At 34.2% G+C, this 19,424-nt stretch carries 14 protein-coding genes; 1 reads left to right on the forward strand and 13 read right to left on the reverse strand.

From position 1 onward, the window contains the following. Nucleotides 1-10: 10 nt before the first annotated feature. Nucleotides 11-1,159 carry an anhydro-N-acetylmuramic acid kinase gene (locus TTHT_RS03045; protein ID WP_201328569.1) on the forward strand — a complete coding sequence of 383 codons (1,149 nt, stop codon included), beginning with the start codon at nt 11-13 and terminating at the stop codon, nt 1,157-1,159. On the opposite strand, the gene TTHT_RS03050 is transcribed toward TTHT_RS03045, so the two are convergent. The 13 genes from TTHT_RS03050 to TTHT_RS03110 all read right to left on the reverse strand — a co-directional run bounded on the left by TTHT_RS03050 (nt 1,156) and on the right by TTHT_RS03110 (nt 19,402). After that, nucleotides 1,156-1,983, reverse strand: a complete 828-nt coding sequence (locus tag TTHT_RS03050) for a menaquinone biosynthetic enzyme MqnA/MqnD family protein (RefSeq protein WP_201328570.1) — start codon at nt 1,981-1,983, stop codon at nt 1,156-1,158. The genes TTHT_RS03045 and TTHT_RS03050 overlap by 4 nt on opposite strands. Beyond that, a complete protein-coding gene (locus TTHT_RS03055; RefSeq protein ID WP_201328571.1) occupies nt 1,949-4,108 on the reverse strand; it encodes a histidine kinase dimerization/phospho-acceptor domain-containing protein in 2,160 nt (719 codons plus the stop codon). The genes TTHT_RS03050 and TTHT_RS03055 overlap by 35 nt, the downstream gene beginning before the upstream one ends. A gap of 47 nt (nt 4,109-4,155) precedes the next feature. Further along, a complete protein-coding gene (locus TTHT_RS03060; protein WP_201328572.1) occupies nt 4,156-7,254 on the reverse strand; it encodes an efflux RND transporter permease subunit in 3,099 nt (1,032 codons plus the stop codon). After that, nucleotides 7,251-8,375: an efflux RND transporter periplasmic adaptor subunit gene (locus TTHT_RS03065; protein ID WP_201328573.1), complete on the reverse strand. Its 1,125-nt coding sequence runs from the start codon at nt 8,373-8,375 to the stop codon at nt 7,251-7,253. Before TTHT_RS03065 ends, TTHT_RS03060 begins: the two co-directional genes overlap by 4 nt. Further along, nucleotides 8,372-9,796 carry an efflux transporter outer membrane subunit gene (locus tag TTHT_RS03070; RefSeq protein ID WP_201328574.1) on the reverse strand — a complete coding sequence of 475 codons (1,425 nt, stop codon included), beginning with the start codon at nt 9,794-9,796 and terminating at the stop codon, nt 8,372-8,374. The genes TTHT_RS03065 and TTHT_RS03070 overlap by 4 nt, the downstream gene beginning before the upstream one ends. Continuing rightward, a complete protein-coding gene (locus TTHT_RS03075; RefSeq protein ID WP_201328575.1) occupies nt 9,789-10,232 on the reverse strand; it encodes a MarR family winged helix-turn-helix transcriptional regulator in 444 nt (147 codons plus the stop codon). Before TTHT_RS03075 ends, TTHT_RS03070 begins: the two co-directional genes overlap by 8 nt. Nucleotides 10,233-10,368: 136 nt before the next feature. Further along, nucleotides 10,369-11,337, reverse strand: a complete 969-nt coding sequence (locus TTHT_RS03080; protein ID WP_201328576.1) for an NAD(P)H-dependent flavin oxidoreductase — start codon at nt 11,335-11,337, stop codon at nt 10,369-10,371. Between the two features lie 87 nt (nt 11,338-11,424). Next, nucleotides 11,425-12,576 (reverse strand): TlpA disulfide reductase family protein, encoded by a 1,152-nt coding sequence (locus TTHT_RS03085; protein WP_201328577.1) that lies wholly within the window; start codon nt 12,574-12,576, stop codon nt 11,425-11,427. Between the two features lie 53 nt (nt 12,577-12,629). Further along, nucleotides 12,630-16,484, reverse strand: coding sequence for a glycosyl hydrolase family 18 protein (locus TTHT_RS03090; protein ID WP_201328578.1), 3,855 nt, complete (start codon nt 16,482-16,484; stop codon nt 12,630-12,632). 64 nt (nt 16,485-16,548) lie between these two features. Further along, nucleotides 16,549-17,058 carry a hypothetical protein gene (locus tag TTHT_RS03095; RefSeq protein ID WP_201328579.1) on the reverse strand — a complete coding sequence of 170 codons (510 nt, stop codon included), beginning with the start codon at nt 17,056-17,058 and terminating at the stop codon, nt 16,549-16,551. Continuing rightward, nucleotides 17,039-17,749, reverse strand: coding sequence for an orotidine-5'-phosphate decarboxylase (pyrF, locus tag TTHT_RS03100; protein WP_201328580.1), 711 nt, complete (start codon nt 17,747-17,749; stop codon nt 17,039-17,041). The genes TTHT_RS03095 and pyrF overlap by 20 nt, the downstream gene beginning before the upstream one ends. Further along, the gene (locus TTHT_RS03105) at nt 17,742-18,656 is read right to left on the reverse strand and encodes a dihydroorotate dehydrogenase (RefSeq protein ID WP_408033908.1); all 915 of its coding nucleotides are present in this window, start codon (nt 18,654-18,656) and stop codon (nt 17,742-17,744) included. Before TTHT_RS03105 ends, pyrF begins: the two co-directional genes overlap by 8 nt. Continuing rightward, complete coding sequence (locus TTHT_RS03110) at nt 18,656-19,402, reverse strand: dihydroorotate dehydrogenase electron transfer subunit (protein WP_201328582.1); 747 nt, start codon at nt 19,400-19,402, stop codon at nt 18,656-18,658. Before TTHT_RS03110 ends, TTHT_RS03105 begins: the two co-directional genes overlap by 1 nt. Nucleotides 19,403-19,424: the final 22 nt, after the last annotated feature.

The following is a 19,424-nucleotide window of genomic DNA, read 5'->3' on the forward strand; positions in this document are numbered from 1 at the left end:
AAATAAAAATATGAGTAAATTCTGTATTGGATTAATGAGTGGAACATCGTTAGATGGGATTGATGGGGTTATTGTTAAAATTAATGAAGATGGCAGATTTGAATCCCTTATTGAAAGTATTTACCTGCCATTTTCAAAAAGTTTAAGGGATGAGTTAAAAGAATTATCTGAAAGCCAGGTTGTAAATAAGGAAAAGCTTTTAAGATACGATTTTCTTTTAGGCAAACTTTTTGCAGATTGCGTTGAAAAGCTGCTTGAAAAATCAAAGATTGATAGAAAAGAAATATTTTGTATCGGCTCTCATGGTTTAACTGTTGGGCATTTCCCCTCTCAAAAAAAGATTTTTGGTGTTAATACCGCCTTTACCTTGCAGATAGGAGACGGGGATATTATTGCGGAGAAAACAGGTATTCTCACTGTTTCTGATTTTAGAAGAAAGGATATGGCAAGCGGTGGTGAGGGTGCGCCATTAATTCCCTTTGTTGATAAGCTTCTCTTTTACAGGAAAGACAAAAATGTTGCCTGTTTGAACATTGGAGGGATTGCAAATATTACAATTATTCCTAAAAATGAGAGTAGGGATTTGATTGCCTTTGACACAGGCCCTGGAAATTACCTTTCTGACCTTGCTGTTAAAAGGCTTTTTGGAAATAAGCACACCTGCGATTTAAACGGAAACTTTGCAAAAAAGGGAAGGGTGAACAACCTTCTTTTAGAGAGGATTTTTGCAGACGAGTATTTCAGGAAGATGCCGCCTAAATCTACCGGGAAGGAGTATTTTGGAGAGGATTTTCTTAATTTTGTTTTGCAGGTTGGAAGACACCTTGATTTTTTAGATTTGTTTTCAACAATTTCTTATTTAACGCCTTACTCAATTGCAAAGTCTATTGAGATGTTTGTTGAGTATGAGGATTTTCCTGAAATTCTAATTGTTTCAGGGGGCGGTGTTAACAATGAGTTTTTTATGGAAAGTTTGAAAAACCTTCTTCCAGATGTTGATATTATTAGTTCAGATAAATTGGGGATAAGCTCTGATTTTAAGGAAGCAATAGGTTTTGCAATTTTAGGTTTTAACACTTTAAACAGAATTCCATCTTCAATTCCTTCTGTTACAGGTTGTTCAAAGCCTCAAATATTAGGAAAGATTAGTTTGCCTTAAATTAGATTTAGAGAATAGTTTTGAGGTATTAATCCCATTTCAGCACAGTATTTTAAGAAAAGCATTAATCCCTTTCTTTCCTTTGAACCGAAGCGATAGTGGAGGTTTTCTTTAAGGTATTTTTTTATCTGATATTTTGTAAGGTTTGATTCTCCATTAAATGCAATACTTTCAATAATTGTGTCAATCTGTTGAATCCCCTTTTCTCCTGCTTCCCTGAATATTTCTGGAGAAAGTGAAGAGTCTTTTTTTATAAGCCACATTGCAAAAACAAAGGGCAGTCCTGTAAAGTGATTCCACTCTAATGCAAGGTCTATTTTAATTAAAGATGGGTTTTGGGTTCCAAATAGAAGTGCCCTGTCCCCAATTGCAAGGACTGCATCATAATCTTTTGAATTTAAAGCGGTTTCTATATCTGTATTGTAAAATTTATAATTGCATTTTTTATTTTTCCACTTTTCCATAAGTATTTTTATTAGTGCGTTTGATGTGCCAGAGTTTGGGTCTAACCCTATGGTTTTAGTTTCTTCAATCTCTTTTCTGGAAAATAGTAAAACGCTTTCCACGCTTGAATGAGAGGCTATGCAAATCCCGTCAACTACATTTGTATCTGGAATCTTTGCAATTGCTATTGATGAGACTATCCCTGCGTCTATTTTTCCAGTTTTTAATTTTTCAATGCAATCTGATGGATAGTTGTAACTTATATCGTAATCTTTATTGTCTTTATTTTCAAGAAAATAAGTTAACGGCTTCGCATTAATATAAGGAATTACAGAAATTATTGGCTTATGCTTTTTTAAATTCGATGCAGAATTCGGCACCTTTTCCTCCCGGATTTGTCACATAAATATCCCCTTGCATTTTTGTCATTAACCTTTTAGCAAGGTGTAAACTTAGACCTAATCCTCTCTTATGGTGTTCAAGTTTTTCTATTAATTTAAACCTGTCAAATATAATTTCAATATCCTCTTCTTTAATTCCTGGTCCAGAGTCTGCAATGTAAAGTTTTGCTTTATTGTTTTCTATTGATGAGTATATATTAATCAATTCTCCAGGTGGGTTATATTTTATGGCATTTTCAAGAACAAAGAATATAACTTTCCCAGCCTGCTCATTATCGACCATGACAAGGGTATCTTTCAGGTTGATTTCTGCCTTTATTTTTTTCTCTTTCATCTGTTCTTCAAGACGATGCATTTGTTCCATTACAAGTGCTTTCAATGGATATGGCTGAATTATCAGTTCAAGCCTGTTATTTTCAATATTTACAGTGTCAAGCACCCTTTCAACAATTGAGGAAAGATAGGTGCCTTCTTTTTGAATTACCTTTGCGAATTTTTTTAATTCCTCGGGATCTGATATGTATCCGTCTGCAATTGTTTCCGCATAGGTAATAATTGATGTTAATGGGGTTTTTAATTCGTGAGACATTAATCCCATAAAATCATCTTTCAATTTGTCAATCATTCTTAACTGTGATAGTAACCCTTCTAATTGTTTGTTTTTAAGTTCAAGTTCTCTTGTCCTTTCTGCAACCTTTTGTTCAAGCTCCTTGTTTATATTTGCAATGTAATCCATTTTTTCTTTTAACTGTTTGTTCAGATTGTTGACTGTACTGTAAAGTTTTGCGTTTTCAATAGCGATTGAAATAAAGTTTGCCATTATATTGAAAAAATGGAGGGTAGATTCTTCAATTTGAATATCCTCAAAAAGGTAAAGGTTTATTAATCCTATTCTTTTTTTTGACTTTTTCAATGGCAATGAAACACATCCCTTTACAAGGGGATGGTATTTTTTTAACAATTTATATAGCTCTGTGTTTTTGGTTCTATACATTACTACAATTTTATTTTGATTATAAACCTGATAATGTAAGTTATTTCCAGTTTCCCTGCCTATTTCCATCAAATAGTCTTCTTTAATACTGTCAATAAAACTTTGAGTTAGTTCACCGTTTTCATTTTCAAGCAATATGGAGACCCCTGCTTTTGTGGAAAGTTTCAGAGAGTCACTTGCAAGTTTAAATATCTTTTTTAAATCCAGTTCCGAAACTATTGCCTGTGCTAATTTGCTTGCTGAAACAAGCTGATTTACCTTTATTTCAAGTTTGGATTTTGTCTCTTCAAGCTCATTGTAAAGTTCTGTTAACTCCATATTTGTTTGAACAGCCTGATGGATTAACTGGTCTCCAGTATCGTTGTCTGACGCAGGGAAAATTATTTTTAATTCACTTCCTTTTTCTTGATTGTTTTCTTTTCCCTTTTGCTTTATTTTTTCTTTTTCAGCCTGTTCTTCATCAGTAAAAATATCTCTAAGGTATAAAACAAATTCTTCTGCAAAATTTGGTGGAGCAGACAATTTTTTGTTTTTTATTAAATCAACAACAACATTTTTTGCAATTTCAAAAAAGGCGTCAAGTACTCCCGTGCCATTAATAGCAATAGTAGGAAAATCAGGCCAGTTTTTTACATTGTAATTTTTTTTACATTCAGATAGTGGAAGAATATTTTTTAGGTCTCTTTTATTATATTGCAAAACTATGGGAATTTTGTTTATGTCAAAGTTGTAAAATTTAAGGTTTTCAGCAAGGTCTTTTAAACTTTCCTGGTTTTCTTTGATTAAATTGCTCTGGGAATCAACCACAAACACTATACCGTCAGTTGCTGCCAGTACAGCCCTTCTTGTTGATGCGTATTTCACCTGTCCAGGTACTGTGTAAAGCTTTAATTTAACCTTGTAATTGTTTAAAGAGGGGATTGTAATAGGCAAAAAGTCAAAGAATAATGTCCTATCTTCTTCTGTTTTTACAGAGTAAAGTTTTGCGCTTGATTTGTTTTTTATCCTTGAATGAATGTATTGCAGAGAGGTAGTTTTCCCCCCCAATGCCATCCCGTAATATACTATTTTTATTAAGATTTCTTTCTTTGTAAAACTAATTTGTACCATAGGTTAATGATATGTTTTTCATTTATTTATGTCAAGAAATACAAGACTTAATCTTCAAAAATAAGGTAAAGCGATGGTATTAAAATCAAGGTAATACCGGTTGCAAAAAGGACGCCGAAACCAAGGCTTAATGCCATTGGAATAAGAAACTTCGCCTGCACTGATTTTTCAAATATTAAAGGCATTAGCCCGCCAAATGTTGTAATTGAGGTTAATATTACAGGCCTGAATCTTTTTTTGCATGCCTCAATAGCAAGCTCATACTTTGAAAGCTCTGGTTTTTCCTTTTTAAATTGATAAATAGCATCAATAAGCACAAGGCTATCGTTAACAAGCACTCCTGTTAAAGCAACAATCCCGAAAAAACTGAGCAAACTTAAATCGTAGCCTAAAAGCACATGCCCCCATACTGCTCCAATTATTCCAAAGGGAATGGCTGTCATAATGACAATGGGAATTCTGAATGAGTTAAAAGGTATTGCAAGTAATATATAAATTAGCAAGATAGCAATCCAGAATCCCTCAATCATACTCTTCATTGAGTCTCTTTTTTCCTTGTTTTGCCCTTCAAAAGAGTAAGAAAGCCCTGGATAGTTTTCCTTTAACTTTCTTAAATATCCTTTCTTTAATTTGTTCAAAATTTTATCTGCATCTGCAACCTTTTCATTAACATCAGCCATGACATTTACGACTCTTCTCCTGTTTGCCCTTGTAATTACCGAATAGGACGGAGATATTTTATATGTAGCAACATATTTTAAAGGTACCATTGAGCCGTCAGGTGCTTTGACCTTTAAGGTATCAAGGAAGTATTTTGAATTTCTTTCATTTTCAGGAAACCTTACCATTACTCTGACATCATCCTTTCCCCTCTGAATTCTCACTGATTCAAGGCCGTAAAATGCACCTCTCACCTGTTCTCCAAGTGTGGCAACATTAAAACCTAAAACCTTTCCAAAATCGGTAAGTTTTAGTTTTAGCTCTTTCTTACCGCCCTGCAGATTGTCTTTTATGTCGTAAACGCCTTTAAATTCCCTTAATTTGTTTTCCAATTCCTTCGCAAGTTTTTTTAATAGTTCAAAATCATCTGCTGCAAGCTGAATGTTTATTGCTTCCCCCGAGCTGAATAATGAGGAGGTAAAACTAATACTTTCAACTCCTGGCACTTCCCCTGTTATCCTTCTCCACATATTGGCAACTATATTGCTGTCTAAATTTCTTTTATCTGATTTTTCAAGTTCAAGCGCAACTTCTCCTAAATTTGATGAAAAATTGTTTGTTACCTTTGAAGTGTTGTGTCTGTTTGAATATGGCTGGCTTCCTATTGTTGCAACAATATGCTTGATAATTTTTTTTCCATACTTTTTGTTTATTTCTCTTTCAAGTTCAAACGCCTTTTTTTGCACATAACTTACTGCTTTTTGAGTTTCTATGGCACTTGCCCCTTCAGGAAGCTTTATTGCACATACAACCTGGTCTGAATCAACTTTCGGGAAAAACAGAAATTTCAAGTGTCCTGATGCAAAAAATCCTAAGGTAAACAAAAGCATAAAAAAACCAATAGATAATGTTATGTATTTATAGTCAAGAGCCTTTCTTAATAGTTTTAAGTAATAGTTTTCAATAAAATAATCAAGTTTTTTGTTAAAGTATTTGGGAAGTATGTTATATAGCTTTGATTCCCTATCTTTAATCCAGGCAAGGTGGGATGGCAGAATAAAGAGTGCTTCAAGAAGGGAGATTGTTAAAACTGAAATTACAACAGCAGGTATTGCAAACATAAATTTGCCAAATATTCCTTCAACATTCAAAAGAGGATAGAATGCGGCAATTGTTGTTGAAACTGATAGAAATACAGGTAAGGCCATTTCCATTGTTCCTTCAATTGATGCTTTCATCTTTGGAACGCCACGCTCAATTTTGTAGAAAATATGTTCTCCTATAACAATTGCATCGTCCACAACCATACCAAGGCAAACAATAAATGCAAATAATGAAATCATATTTACGCTTATTCCAAAGTGGGGGAGTATTATAAACGCACCTAAAAAGGAGACCGGTATACCTGCTGCAACCCATAGGGCAAGCCTTATTTCAAGAAACATTGCAAGCATTATTAATACAAGAACAAGCCCCTGAGCAGCATTTCTAAGCAATAGGTTTAACCTGCTTCTTAGAATGTCTGCCATATTGCCGAGAATTACGGTGTGCACTCCTTCTGGCAGGTATTTTTCTTCCTCTTTTAAGTATTTTTTTACTGTTTTTTCAATTGTTAAGGCTGATTGTTTCCCTATTCTGTAAACATTTATTACTGCGGTTAATTTACCGTCAAGTTCAACTTTACTGTCAACATCTTCAAAACCGTCAACAATTGTTGCAATGTCTTTTAATCTTACTATGTTCCCGTTTATGTTGTTTATTATAGGGATATTGGCAAAGTCTTTTGATGTGTACTTTAATCCCTTTGTTCTGACAAGTATTTCACTATCCTTTGTTTTTATTCTCCCTGCTGGTATGTCAATACAGTTTGCCCTTACAATCTTTGAGATGTCGCTTAAACTTAAATTGTACTTTTCAAGGCTTTCCCTTGGTACATTTATGGAAATTTCATAAGGCCTTGATGCTGAAATTTGAACAAGAGAAATCTCTTTTAATGAAGTTAAGTCATCCCTTATCTTTTCTGCAATTCTCTTTATGTCTTTTTCGTTCGCATCGCCGTAAACAAGGATTTTTAAGACCTCTGTTCTCCTTGAAACCTCTGTAATTATTGGCTTGTCAATCTCTTGCGGAAAGTTTGTAATTCTGTCAACTGCATTCTTTATTTCGTCAAGCAGTTTTCTTGAATCGTATCCCTTCTGAATTTCAACAATAACAGTTCCAATTCCCTCGCTTGCAGTTGATTTTATCTCTTTTATCCCGTCAATCCCTGCTATTTCCTCTTCTATCCTTGCACAAACGCTCTCTTCAACATCCTTTGGTGTTGCCCCCCTGTATGGTACTGTAATGCTAATCATATCAAGGCTGTAATATGGAAAGACTTCAACATTTGAGTTTTTCATGTTTATAAAGCCATAGGATAATATAAAGACGAGTAATAGGTTTGCGGTTACATGATTTTTAACTGTCCATTCAACTATCTTTCTCATTTTTCACCCTTCATTACTCTCACTTTCATTCCGTTTGATACTGCGTAAAGGTTTGTTGTTATAATTTTGCATTTATCAGGCAACCCTTTTACATAGGCAAATTTTTTGTCTTCGTATAAGAGTTTAACCTGCTTAATTTGTAATGTGTTGTCTTTGTATATCCAGACAGAGCCGTCTCTGAAAGAGTTTAGTGGAATTTTTGTGCAAATAACAGGTGTTGATTCAATATGACATATTACAAAATCGCCTAACTTTAACATTTTCCCTGCATTTTTTTCGGGAATAACATAAACATTTACCATTCTTGTCTTTAAGTCATAGTTTGAACCTATCCTGTCAATTTTTCCGTTAAATTCTTTAAATTTATCTTTGGTTTGCATCAATATTTTAACAGAGTTCCCATTCTGAACATAGCTTGCCTCTGTTTTGTTTAAAGGAGTTACAATTTGAATGTCATCTGTTGAGTAGATAGAGGCAAGTACTGTTTGTGGGGATACAACCTGCCCAACATCAGCATTTTTTGAAATAATGTAGCAGTTGAAAGGTGCTTTTATTATTGTTCTTTCAAGGTTTATTTTTGCCAATTCAACTTCTGCTTTTGCAGCATCAAAGGAGGCCTTTGCCGCTTTTAATTGAGGGATGTATAAAGTTAACTCATCTGGCACAATATTTTTTTCATTATTCAAAATCTTATTGTATATTTCTTCCCATTGCTCTTTTGCTATCTTTGCCTGCTTTAATGCCTTTTTGTAATTTACTTCCTGATTTACTAAATTAGCCTTTGCCCTTTCTAATGCAATTTTGTAGTCTGTTTGCTCTATAAAAACAATTTCTTCGCCCTTTTTGAAAAATCCACCTTCTTTGAATTTTCTTGATACCTTTACAATTTTTCCTGAAACCTGAGGAATAAGGTTTATCTTTTTTAAAGAATCAACAGTGCCGTAAGTTTCAAAAACAATAGGCTGAAGCTTTTTTTCTGCGTCTAAAACCTCAACAATAGGGCCTTTGTATTCAACCTTTGTCTTTTTAGGCTTTATTCTAAATTTTATAAAAAGGGTAAATGCAATTACGCCTAAAATAACAATAAATAAGGCTATAAATACCTCTTTTCTGCTTTTCATTTTTCACCTCTATATTCATTATTTTTTAGCAAATTTACCCCGCCACCTAATGCTTTGTAAAGTGATACCCTGTTTAACAGAAGGTTTAAGTACAGGCGGTCTAACTTGTTTTTCTCGTTTATATAAGCAATTTTCTGGTTTAAATAGTTTTCAAGGGTGTCAGTTCCATTTATATAGTCCTTTTTCTTTTTATCTAAAATGGTTTTGAGGCTTGAAACAGCCTTTTTCTCTGAATTAATCTGGATTGTGATTGTTTCATACTGCTCTAATAGTGAATCAACCTCTGTAAATGCGTTTATAACGGTTTTTTTGTAATTGTTTATTGCAATCTCTAAATCCTTTTTTGAAATCTTCAATTTGTTTCTCAATGCCCCTCTGTTGAAGATTGGCTGGAAAATATTAATCCCAAAATTCCATACATTTGATTTTTGATTTAACAGCAATGAGAGTTCTGTTGTCTTAAAACCGTCAGAGGCTGTAAGTTTAATTGAGGGAAATAGGTTTGCTTTATTAATCCCAACGCTTGAAGCCTTTGCTTTTACATCTAAATAGGATGCAAGAACATCTGGCCTTCTTAAAAGAAGCTCTGAAGGAAGTCCGGGATTTAAAGGTTTAATTTCCCTTTTTAATTTGTCAAAGTCTGTTGTTTTTATTGATGCGTTGTGTTTTGAAAGAATATTCTTTATTGACTGTTCAAGTATTATTTTGTTTTGTTTTAAAGAGTTTAATGTATTTTCAAGCTGGTTTAACTGATTTTCCGCAAGCAAAAAGGTTTCAGAAGGATATACTCCATCTAAATAATTTTTGTAAGCGGTATCTCTTATGATTTTATAAACCTCAATTGTTTTTTCAGTATTTTTAATCTCTTTCTTTAGTTCTGAATATTTCAGGTAAAGGGAAGTTGCGTTTGCAATTATTGAGAGTTTCAACGATTTTTGAGTTTGTTCCATATTTAAAAATGAATAAAGGCTCTGCTTTCTTTCGTTTTTTAGTTTATTAAATAAATCAATCTCGTATGATGCATCAAAAGTAAAAGAGTAGGTGGTATTTTTAAATGCCCCCCCTTGAGGTAAAAAAGTTCTTAAATTTGTTTTGTTTCTCATTGCCCCTGTTGAAAGTGAAATATTAGGCCAGAAATTGCTTTTTGATACCCTGTAAAGAAGTTTAAATTTTTCAACTGTTAAATCTGCATTTTTAAAATCAAGGGAGTTTTTTTGCGCGTCAAGTATGAATGTATTAAGGTTTTTGTCGTTAAACTCATTCCACCAATTTAAGTCGCCAAGTTTTTTGTTTTGTTTTTTAGAATTAACAAAGCTTTCTTTTTCTGGTGTTATTTTTTTCTCCTCAACTTCAGGTGCTAAGTTACAGGAAACCTGAAAAAATACAATAATTGCGAATAAAACAGCAATTTTTTTAATCATAATCCTCAATCCTTTTTTCAAGTTCATCTGTTATTTTTTGTAAAAGTGATAAAAAAATTTTTTTTTCATTGTCTGTTAAAAAATCCAGCATGGTATTGTTCAGTTTCTTAAATTCATTCAGTATTTTCCCCCTTAAATCAACTCCTTTTTTGGTTAATTTCAAGTAAACCGTTCTTAAATCCTCACCGTTTTCCCTCAAAAGGTATCCTTCTTTTATTAAAGGTTTTGTTGCCTGTGTTATTGCCCCTGGGGTGACATCAAGCATTTTTGCAAGCTCTCCAACTTTATAAGGTGTATCCGGCAGCATATGGATAATAATACCAGCATGCGGTTTGCTTAAAGCAGGGTCTATCTCTTTTATCCTTTTTGAAAGGAATAAATGATTTAAATGAAGAAACTTTGTTAATACACTCATTGTTGAAAAATCAATACCCATTTTCCCCTCATTAATTTAGTTCCTCAATATTTTAGAAGCTAAAATATTGATTTAATAAAATATTAATTCCCGTAAACAGTTTTGTCAATAAAAAAAGGCGGCAATTTGCCGCCTGAAAAAATATTTTTTGTAATTATTAGATAAACTTACACATTTTTTCCTTTAGTATTTTTTCTGCCTCTGAAATAATTCCTTCAATCAACTCTTTAACTGTTGGAATGTCGTTTATAAGGCCGACAACCTGGCCGCATGCAAAGAGTGCGTCGTCAAGTTCGCCGGTTTGTAATGCCTTTAACCCTCTTAATCCGCTTAAAAGTGGTGCAAGTTCTTCAAGGGTTGCCCCTTTTTCTTCCATCTCTTTGATTTTTAAAGCGTGTTTGTTTTTCAATGCCCTTAGAGTGTTTTTTAAGCTTCTTTCAACAAGAATTGTGTCTGTCTCTTTTGCTTCAACCAGTTTTTTCTTAATGTTTTCATGTGCGGGTGCCTCTTTTGTTGCAACAAACCTTGTGCCCATATTTACACCTTCAGCACCAAGTGCAAGGGCTGCTAAAAATCCCCTTGCATCTCCAAATCCTCCTGAAGCAATTACAGGAATGTTTAATTCATCAGCCGCTCTTGGAATAAGGATTAGTGAGGTAACATCGTCTTCTCCAGGATGGCCTGCACATTCAAATCCGTCAATGCTTACAAAATCACAACCGATTGCCTCTGCCTTTTTAGCATGTCTTATTGAAGTGCATTTGTGTATTACCTTAATTCCTGCATCCTTTAATTTCTTCATATAAGGTTCAGGGTTTCTTCCTGCAGTTTCCATTATTTTTATCCCTTTTTCAATAATTACATCAATGTAAGCATCATAGTTTACAGGCCTTAATGTCGGTAAAAATGTAATGTTTACTCCAAACGGTTTATCAGTTAAACTTTTGCATTTGTCTATTTCATCGGCTAATTTTTCAGGTTTGTCAAAGGACAATGCAGTTATAATTCCAAGCCCTCCCGCATTAGATACTGCTGAGGCTAACTCAGCCTTTGACAACCACATCATACCCCCCTGAATAATGGGGTATTTAATCCCAAGGGTTTCGGTTACCTTTGTTTTAAACATGTTACCTCCCAGATTTCTCTTTAAATAGAAAAAGGGGGAGTAAATCTCCCCCTCTCTCCAATTTTTTGTTATTTTAAAATATTTTACTTATTTAAGCAATGATTTAATGTAAGTGATAAGCGGGTCGTTTCCATCTGAAAAACCTACGAAAACTTTTGAAATTTTACCTTCTTTGTCTATTACAACAAAGTGAGGGATACCGCTTACACCATACGCTTTATATATTGATTTATCTTTTAATATTGCAACAGGATACTCAATATTTCTTTCTTTTAAGAAGTTTTTAATGTATTTTAATTCTTCTTCAGGCTTTAGATTGGGTATTTTCTGTTTGCCGTCTGAAAATGTTCCATAGTAAGAAGTTATGCTTATAACAACAAGCCCTTTGTCCTTTAATTGAGCATAGAGTTTTTCAAGGTGAGGCATAGCTGCTCTGCAAGGAGGGCACCATGGGGCGAAGAAGTCTAATACAACAACTTTGCCCTTTAAATCGGAAAGCTTCACTCCTTTTGTGTTAATCCATGTGTCAACTCCAGTAATTTCAGGTGCCTGTTTTCCTACAGTATCTAATTGGGTAAGTCTTGGCTTCATTCTATTTTTTATCTGGTCAGGGAGTACCTTGCTGTTTAAAGCATTTTTAATTGTTTCTTTTGCCTTGTCAATGTTTCCAACCTGCTGATAAGCAAGAGACAAACTGTCATAAGCATAGTATGCTGTCATTGGGTCAAGTTTAGGAGCGTTTACCGCTTTTTCAAGAAACGCAATTGCTTCTTTGTTTTTGTTTTTTCCTAAAAGCATATATCCAAAGTTAAAAGCATTCCTTGCATAATCAGAGCTTGTTTTGCTAACCATGTCAAGGTATTTAGACGCATTTGAGTAATCATTAAGTTCAAAGTAAGCAACTGCTTTTGTCAGATTTAATTTATCCTGGTCTAAAGCAGCAGGCTTTTTTATTAATTTTAAAGTAGCAAGAGCTTTTTTCCCATCGTTTACTGAGTTATATAGCTGTGCTGCAAGCAATTTTTCTTCGTCATTCATTTTATTAACATCGTATTTTGAAATCAGGTCATTCATCTGCTTTTTCATCTCATCTAAAAACTTCTGGTATTGCTCTCTTGTTTTAATTGTCTTCTGTTTTTGTTGGAGGCTTTGCATTAAATTATTGTAGTCTTCTTTAAAACCTGCAAAGCTTAAAGTGGTTAATAACATCATAAAAATAAAAACTAAATATTTTCTCATTAAAATCCTCCTGAAAAAATTTGTCTTCTGGATTATATCACAATAATCCTTTTTTAATATGCATTTAAAGATTTCATATAGGTTCTGCCCCTATCACCTTCAACTTCAATACAAATAAGGGGTTTGTTTGAACTATATTGTACAAAAGAGTGTTCGTTGAACTGATTTTCAGGAAATAAATCCTTTAAAAGTGATTTATATCTCTTTAATGGTTCTATTTTTACTTCTTTTTCACCAATTATATTTCCCTGTCCATCATACAGTTTAAAAGTTACAAAAGCATTTTCTCTATTAGGGTTGAGGGCTACAATTCCTGTCCAGTAATTATCATCACTTAAAGCAACAGGTAATGTCCCTACTTCTTTACCCTTTGGGAGGAGTGAATAACCACAAATTGCTCCTCCAGGGACACCATATATTTCAATTCCAGTTGTTTTCACATTAGAGTATGCATATCCCCAGACAGCCTGTTGCAATTCTTCTTCACTGAAAAGGTGCTCAAATAACCCTTTAACCTTCGACAGCGCTTTTATTTCAATTGACTTTGTTCCCACAAGCTTTTTTTTGTCATTGTAAAGATAGAAGATAAGCCTGCCATCTCTGTTTTCTGTGTTTGTAAAAGTAAATCCTGTCCAGAATATATCTTTTTCTTCAGGGATATGAGGTATATAAAACTTTGTGTAAGAGTCAGACGAAAGGGTTATTGCTGCTCCATCATTGTTATTTTGAACAAAAAGTTCAAACCCGTTTAAAACATCAGATTGGTTTATGTCGTAAATCTTGCCCCAGCTGAACTGTTCAGAAATATTTTCTGCAAATTTATTTAAGTCAATTAAATTGCTGTAACTTGCATCAAGACTTGAACCCTGGTTGTTAACAGTTACAATTAACTGTTTTCCATTTTTATTTCCAATGCTTACAAGGGTATTCCAGTAATTGGTTTCTTCTGCAATGTGGGGGATGTTTAGTTGATAATTTGTTGTCAATCCCTGATATGCAGCAGCCCCTAAATTTTCACCGCTTACATCTGTATAAATTAAAAGGAATGAATTAGGAGTAATTGTGTATTGATAGTTTTCGTTAGAATTATTGTTAAAGAATTCTGAAAGTTTCACCTTTCTGAAAGGGTCTATTGTAATATTTTTGGTTTCAATATTTTTTTCATTATCTATCTGTTGGATAGATGCTCTTGCTGTTTGATTAATTGGGTTTATCAGATAGGAATTAAAATTGATTTGTCTTTCATTTATGGTGGTTTTCCCATTAATTGCTAAAGGATAGCTTTTCAATTCAACAGGCAGAATTCTTATGCTTTTTGATTCACCTTTGTATCCAAGGTCATTTTCTGCCTCAACCTTTACATAGTAAGCTCCTGCTGCATAGAAAATTAACGATATTTCAGGCTCTTCTGTTTCAAAGCTTCCCTCATAATCTCCTGAAACAATCCAAGTGTATTTTGTGATAGGTCTGTTATTTGGTTCATTAAATTTGCAGGAAAAATCCACAGTAAGAGCAGTTAATCCGCTTTGAGTTGAGGCTGAAAAACTTTCAATTTCAGGGGTAGATACTCTTGTGAAGTATGCATAAATTGAGTGGTTTGAAGTGATATTTTTAAAAGTGTAATTTGATATCCTTCCAAAATCTGTTCCGTCTACAACAACTTTATCAATGGTATGTCCCTCATCTGGTGAAATGGTGAAGGTTTTTGTTTCCCCTTCGCTTACAGTGATTTCTCCTGATGGATAAATTGAGCCTCCCTCTCCACATTGTGCTGTAATTGTGTATTTGTTGTTTGAAATTATGGTAAATGTAGCTTCAATTGTGTGATTTTCATGAACATTATCAAAGGTGTAGATGTTAACAATTCCAACAGAGTTTCCATCAACTATAACATCTTTTATTAGATATCCGTTATTTGCAGAGATTACAAATGTAATTGATTCTCCTTCATTAACAGTAATTGTACCTGAAGGATCAATACTCCCTCCTTCCCCTGCTGTTGCAGTTATTGTATAGTTGTTTGTTTGCATTTCTTTAAAAAATGCGTCTATTGTGTGGTCTACTGTAATATTTTCAAAAGTGTACGAGGTTACAGCACCAACTGAGTTCCCGTCAACAAGTACATAATCAATTTCGTAGCCTGGCTCAGGTTTGATTGAAAAAGTAATACTATCCCCTTTATTGACAGTTATTGTACCTGATGGGGATATTATTCCCCCATTCCCTGCACTTGCTGTGATTGTAAAGGTGTTCTGGGTGTCTGCTTCAAATTGCGCCTCTATTGTGTGGTTTGTTGTAACATTGGTAAAGGTATAATTTGATGTTGCCCCCTTGCTTACTCCATCTACCACAACATCTTTTATGTGGTAACCGTTGTCTGGGGTAATTGTAAAGGTTATATCGTCTCCTTCATTGACTGTTATATTCCCGCTTGGACTGATTGAGCCACCGTTTCCGGCACTTGCGGTTATTATGTATGTTGTTGGTGCATCCTGTTCAAAGAAAACATCAATTGTATGGTCAGTTGTGACATTATCAAAAGTGTAAGAATTTACTACTCCTATTGAATTTCCGTCAATCTGAACATCTGATATGTGATAGCCGGTATCAGGGGTAAAGTTAAATGTAATGCTTTTCCCATAATTAACTTCCACCTGTCCTTCTGGGGAGATTGAGCCGTTTCCATGGGCTGTTGAGGTAATGTATGAGAAACCAAATTTTTCCCTTAACTTTTCCCACAATTCAGTTCTCGTTCCGTCATAGTTTAAAGCCCACATCCCTGTTCCACCTATATTGTACTGGTTGACTTTGTCGTATTTTAATCCCAGGCTGACTTCATCGTCGTACCATGCCTGATGAGGGTAAGAAGTTGAGCAATTGTAATCATAAAAAGGTGTTTGAGAGTAGTCGTCCCATTCCCTGTTGTACTGAGCTGCTTTGTCAACAGCATTTGAATAAATTACAGCACTGCCGTTTGCCCTTTGCTCTGTTGGAATATCGCAGGCTTTTGCAGGCCAGTCGTATCCGTAATAGGGCACTCCCAATATCAGTTTGCCTTTTTTTGCATCTCCCACACCGTATGTGCCATTTATGTAATCGTCAAGTGTTTGAACTATACCTGCCCAGGTTGGCCATGGGCTTCCGCTTGTATAACTTAATGGAGAAACAGGGCCAGGGTCTCCCCCTGAATAGTGGTAATCATAAGCCATTATAAATAGGTAGTCAGCGTAATCTGTAAGGGTGTTAAAGTCCATTCTGTCATTCCAGTTTACTGCCGGAGTGTCAACAACGACAATGCTTCCCGGCATATTTGTATGGAAATAGTCTGAAATCTCCTGAATAAATGTATTGAAATAATCCCTGTCTGAAGAGTAGGGTAATTCAAAGTCTATACAAACTCCGTCTGCCCCTGCAGATTGAACCTGATTAAACAGGTTTTGAATGCAATTTTGTCTGTTTGTTTCACTTTGAATTAAAGTCCTAATGGAGCTTCCTCCAAACAGTGTTGCAGTTAAAATTACTTTTACTCCGTGTGCATGAGCCTCGTTTATAGGGGCAGAAGAAGGCCATCCATTTAAATCAGTGATGTTTCCGCTTGAATCAATGTCTGCTGAAAAGTATGCAAGTATAGTGAGTAAGTCCCATTGAATATTTGATGTCCCTGTTTTCCAGTATGTATAATAGCCTAAAACCTGCTTTTTAACTCTTGGGGTGGATACTTCTCCCTTTGTAAACATTTTATAGTATTGTTCTGATTTTAAAGGTGTTGGGGTAATATTTTGATACTCTTTTGATTGCAATTGATGAATAGATTGAAAGCTTAAAGCTGGGTTATTTGCGTTTTTATTTGCAAAAGCAGTGAAAAAAGCAATTATTATAACCAAAACTATCATTTTTTTGGGAAACATAATTCCTCCAAAAACTAATTTTTTGTAATTTTATTATTTTTTTGAAAAAAAAGGAATGAAAAAATTATAATTTCAATTTGTCTTTAAATTTGTTGTTTTTACACTCATAGATAAGGTGGAATAATAGGTCTATTTTTTCAACCCCGCTTATGCTAACAGAGTTTTTTTCTCCTAAAATTTTAAACCTGAATAATCCTTTTTTAATTTCAACAATCTCATCACAGGGAATTCTTCCTGTTCCAGGGAATTTTTTTATCAGCGTATTTATTACAATTAATTCATCAGTGGTTATAATAACCTTTAACCCCCATACATCAATCAGTGTGTAAAAAATTATAAGAACTACAACAAGACCGGCCACAAGGCTTAGACTTGTAAGCAATTTCATTGCATAGTAAAAGTTAGCAGATTGGGGATAGAGTAGCATTTTAGCAGTTAAATTTTCCATAATTGATTTTGCAATGATGCATTGTCTTGTGTAAAAGAATATCGCTACACCACTTATTAAGAAGGCAAAGCTTCTTGTTAATTTGCCATGTGTAAATACCCCTATTTCATTTGAGTTCGTTTGCAAGTTTTTTCACCGCCTCTTTTATTGATGCTGCCTTTGTAATAGGCCTGCCTATTACAATATAATCCGTTCCTTTCTCAAATGCCATTTTAGGAGTCATAACCCTTTTCTGGTCGTCTTTGTTTAATGCAAATTCAGGCCTTATTCCAGGTGTAACAGTTATAAAGTCTTTCCCGCATACTTCTTTCACTATTTCAATTTCAAGGGGTGAGCAAACCACTCCGTTAGCTCCATTTTCTTTTCCTAAAAGTGCAAGCCTTTTTACCATTTCTTTTGTGTTGTAAGCATATCCAATTTCTTTTAAAGCATTATCGTCAAGAGATGTAAGGATTGTAACCCCTATTAGCAGTGGTTTTGTTCCGTTTTTTTCAAAGAAATCATTTAATTTTTCAGCGGTTTTTCTTACCATTTCAGAGCCGCCGCTTAGATGTATATTTACCATATCCACACCTAATTTAGCACTCTCAATTACAGCATTTGCAACAGTGTTTGGAATATCGTGAAATTTTAAATCAAGGAATACCTTTACCCCAAGTGATTTTATGTCTTTTACAAGTTGTGGCCCCTCTGCTGTAAATAGTTGTTTTCCTATTTTAAAGTATGAGATATCAGGTGCACATTGTTTTACAATACTTAAAGCCTTTTCCCTTGAATCAACATCAAGTGCAACAATAACTCTTTCCATTTTATTCATCTTCAATACTCCCTATCCATTGATTTATGTTTTCAATTCCTTTGTTTTGTAGGAAATTTGAAATCCCTTCAACAATCTCTTTGCCACAAGATGGATTAAAAAAGTTTGCTGTGCCTATTTGAATCGCCTTTGCACCAATTAAAAGAAATTCAAGTGCATCTTTATAATTTGAAATCCCTCCTATCCCGATTACAGGAATTTTTACCGCTTTTACACATTGGTAAACCATTCTAAGTGCTACAGGTTTTATTGCAGGTCCTGAAAATCCTCCCATTTTTCTTTTTATAGAGAATTTTTTGGTTTCAATGTTGACAGCCATTCCTAATAAAGTGTTAATAAGGGAGATTGAATCTGCTCCCTCTCCCTCACAAACCTTAGCAAATTCAGTTATGTCAGTTACATTTGGGGAGAGTTTTATCATTAAATGTTTTTCTGTTGTTTTTCTTAATTTTGAAACAAGGGTTTTTGTTAATTTAGGGTTTGTACCAAATTGTATTCCCCCTTTTTTCACATTTGGGCAGGATATGTTTACTTCAAAGCCGTCTATTTCCTGGTATTCACTTAAAAATTCAACAACTTTTATGTATTCTTCCAGCGAATAGCCGAAAATATTAACTATTATTTTTGTATCTTTTTTTGCAAGCAGGGGTAGTTTCTCTTCCACAAATGCCTTTGCTCCTATATTTTGCAATCCTATTGAATTTATCATTCCGCAGGATGTTTCAACTATTCTTGGGGTTGGGTTTCCCTCAATAGGTTTATAGGATAAGCCTTTTGTGCATATCCCGCCTATTTTTGAGAGTGGATAGAAGTTTTCAAACTCCAATCCGTATCCGCAGGTTCCGCTTGCAAGGAGAACGGGGTTTTTAAGTTTCAGGTTTCTGCCTAAATCAACACTTAACTCTATCATTTTAATTCCTTTAACTCATTAATGTTGAAAACAGGGCCGTCAACACAAACTCTTTTGTATCCCTCATTGGTTTCAACGACGCAACCTAAACAAACTCCAAAGCCGCAAGCCATATACCTTTCAAGAGAGGTATAATGGGGTATATCTGGAAAATTTTTCTTTATAGCCTTAACCATTCCTTCAGGTCCACATGAAAGTATTATTGGTTTTTTAAAATTGTTTTTTTCAATTACCTTTTTTATTCCATCAATTACAGTTCCTTTAATTCCTAATTCCCCGTTTTCTGTTGTAATTATTGTTGGTGCTGATTTTCCAAAAATAGGTACAATGTCTTTTTTTGTTCTTCCCCCGTAAACAACTGTATGCCTGCTTTTTTCTATCTGTTTTGAGAGAAAGTATAATGGTGGTATTCCGCTTCCCCCGCCAACGAGGATGTATTCTCCTGTCTCATCTATAGGAAATGAATTTCCGGAAGGGCCTATGGCATCTATTGTTTCCCCTGGATTAAGGTTGTAAAGGAATTCCGTCCCTTTACCTATCTTCTTTACAAGAAATTTAAGCATTTTGTCTCTTTTATTGCAATCCATTACACTTATCGGTTTTTTTAATAATGTATTTGCCTGAAGCATAAAGAAATTTCCCGGTTTTACATTAAGAAAGTCTTCAACTTCAGTTAAAAAGGTAAGAATTGCATAATCAAAGTATGTCTTCTTATTTTTTAAAAATAGTTTCCCCTGCTTCATTAACAATCCTTATCTAATTTTT

Source organism: Thermotomaculum hydrothermale (genome assembly GCF_016592575.1).
Classification (GTDB): domain Bacteria; phylum Acidobacteriota; class Holophagae; order Thermotomaculales; family Thermotomaculaceae; genus Thermotomaculum; species Thermotomaculum hydrothermale.

Excerpts from the sequence above, each read along its gene's own strand:
- TTHT_RS03065 (WP_201328573.1), bottom strand. The coding sequence starts at position 8,375 with ATGAAAAGCAGAAAAGAGGTATTTATAGCCTTATTTATTGTTATTTTA.
- pyrF (WP_201328580.1), bottom strand. The coding sequence starts at position 17,749 with ATGAATAAAATGGAAAGAGTTATTGTTGCACTTGATGTTGATTCAAGG.
- TTHT_RS03075 (WP_201328575.1), bottom strand. The coding sequence starts at position 10,232 with ATGGGTATTGATTTTTCAACAATGAGTGTATTAACAAAGTTTCTTCAT.
- TTHT_RS03070 (WP_201328574.1), bottom strand. The coding sequence starts at position 9,796 with ATGATTAAAAAAATTGCTGTTTTATTCGCAATTATTGTATTTTTTCAG.
- TTHT_RS03090 (WP_201328578.1), bottom strand. The coding sequence starts at position 16,484 with ATGTTTCCCAAAAAAATGATAGTTTTGGTTATAATAATTGCTTTTTTC.
- TTHT_RS03045 (WP_201328569.1), top strand. The coding sequence starts at position 11 with ATGAGTAAATTCTGTATTGGATTAATGAGTGGAACATCGTTAGATGGG.
- TTHT_RS03080 (WP_201328576.1), bottom strand. The coding sequence starts at position 11,337 with ATGTTTAAAACAAAGGTAACCGAAACCCTTGGGATTAAATACCCCATT.
- TTHT_RS03060 (WP_201328572.1), bottom strand. The coding sequence starts at position 7,254 with ATGAGAAAGATAGTTGAATGGACAGTTAAAAATCATGTAACCGCAAAC.
- TTHT_RS03110 (WP_201328582.1), bottom strand. The coding sequence starts at position 19,402 with ATGAAGCAGGGGAAACTATTTTTAAAAAATAAGAAGACATACTTTGAT.
- TTHT_RS03055 (WP_201328571.1), bottom strand. The coding sequence starts at position 4,108 with ATGGTACAAATTAGTTTTACAAAGAAAGAAATCTTAATAAAAATAGTA.
- TTHT_RS03085 (WP_201328577.1), bottom strand. The coding sequence starts at position 12,576 with ATGAGAAAATATTTAGTTTTTATTTTTATGATGTTATTAACCACTTTA.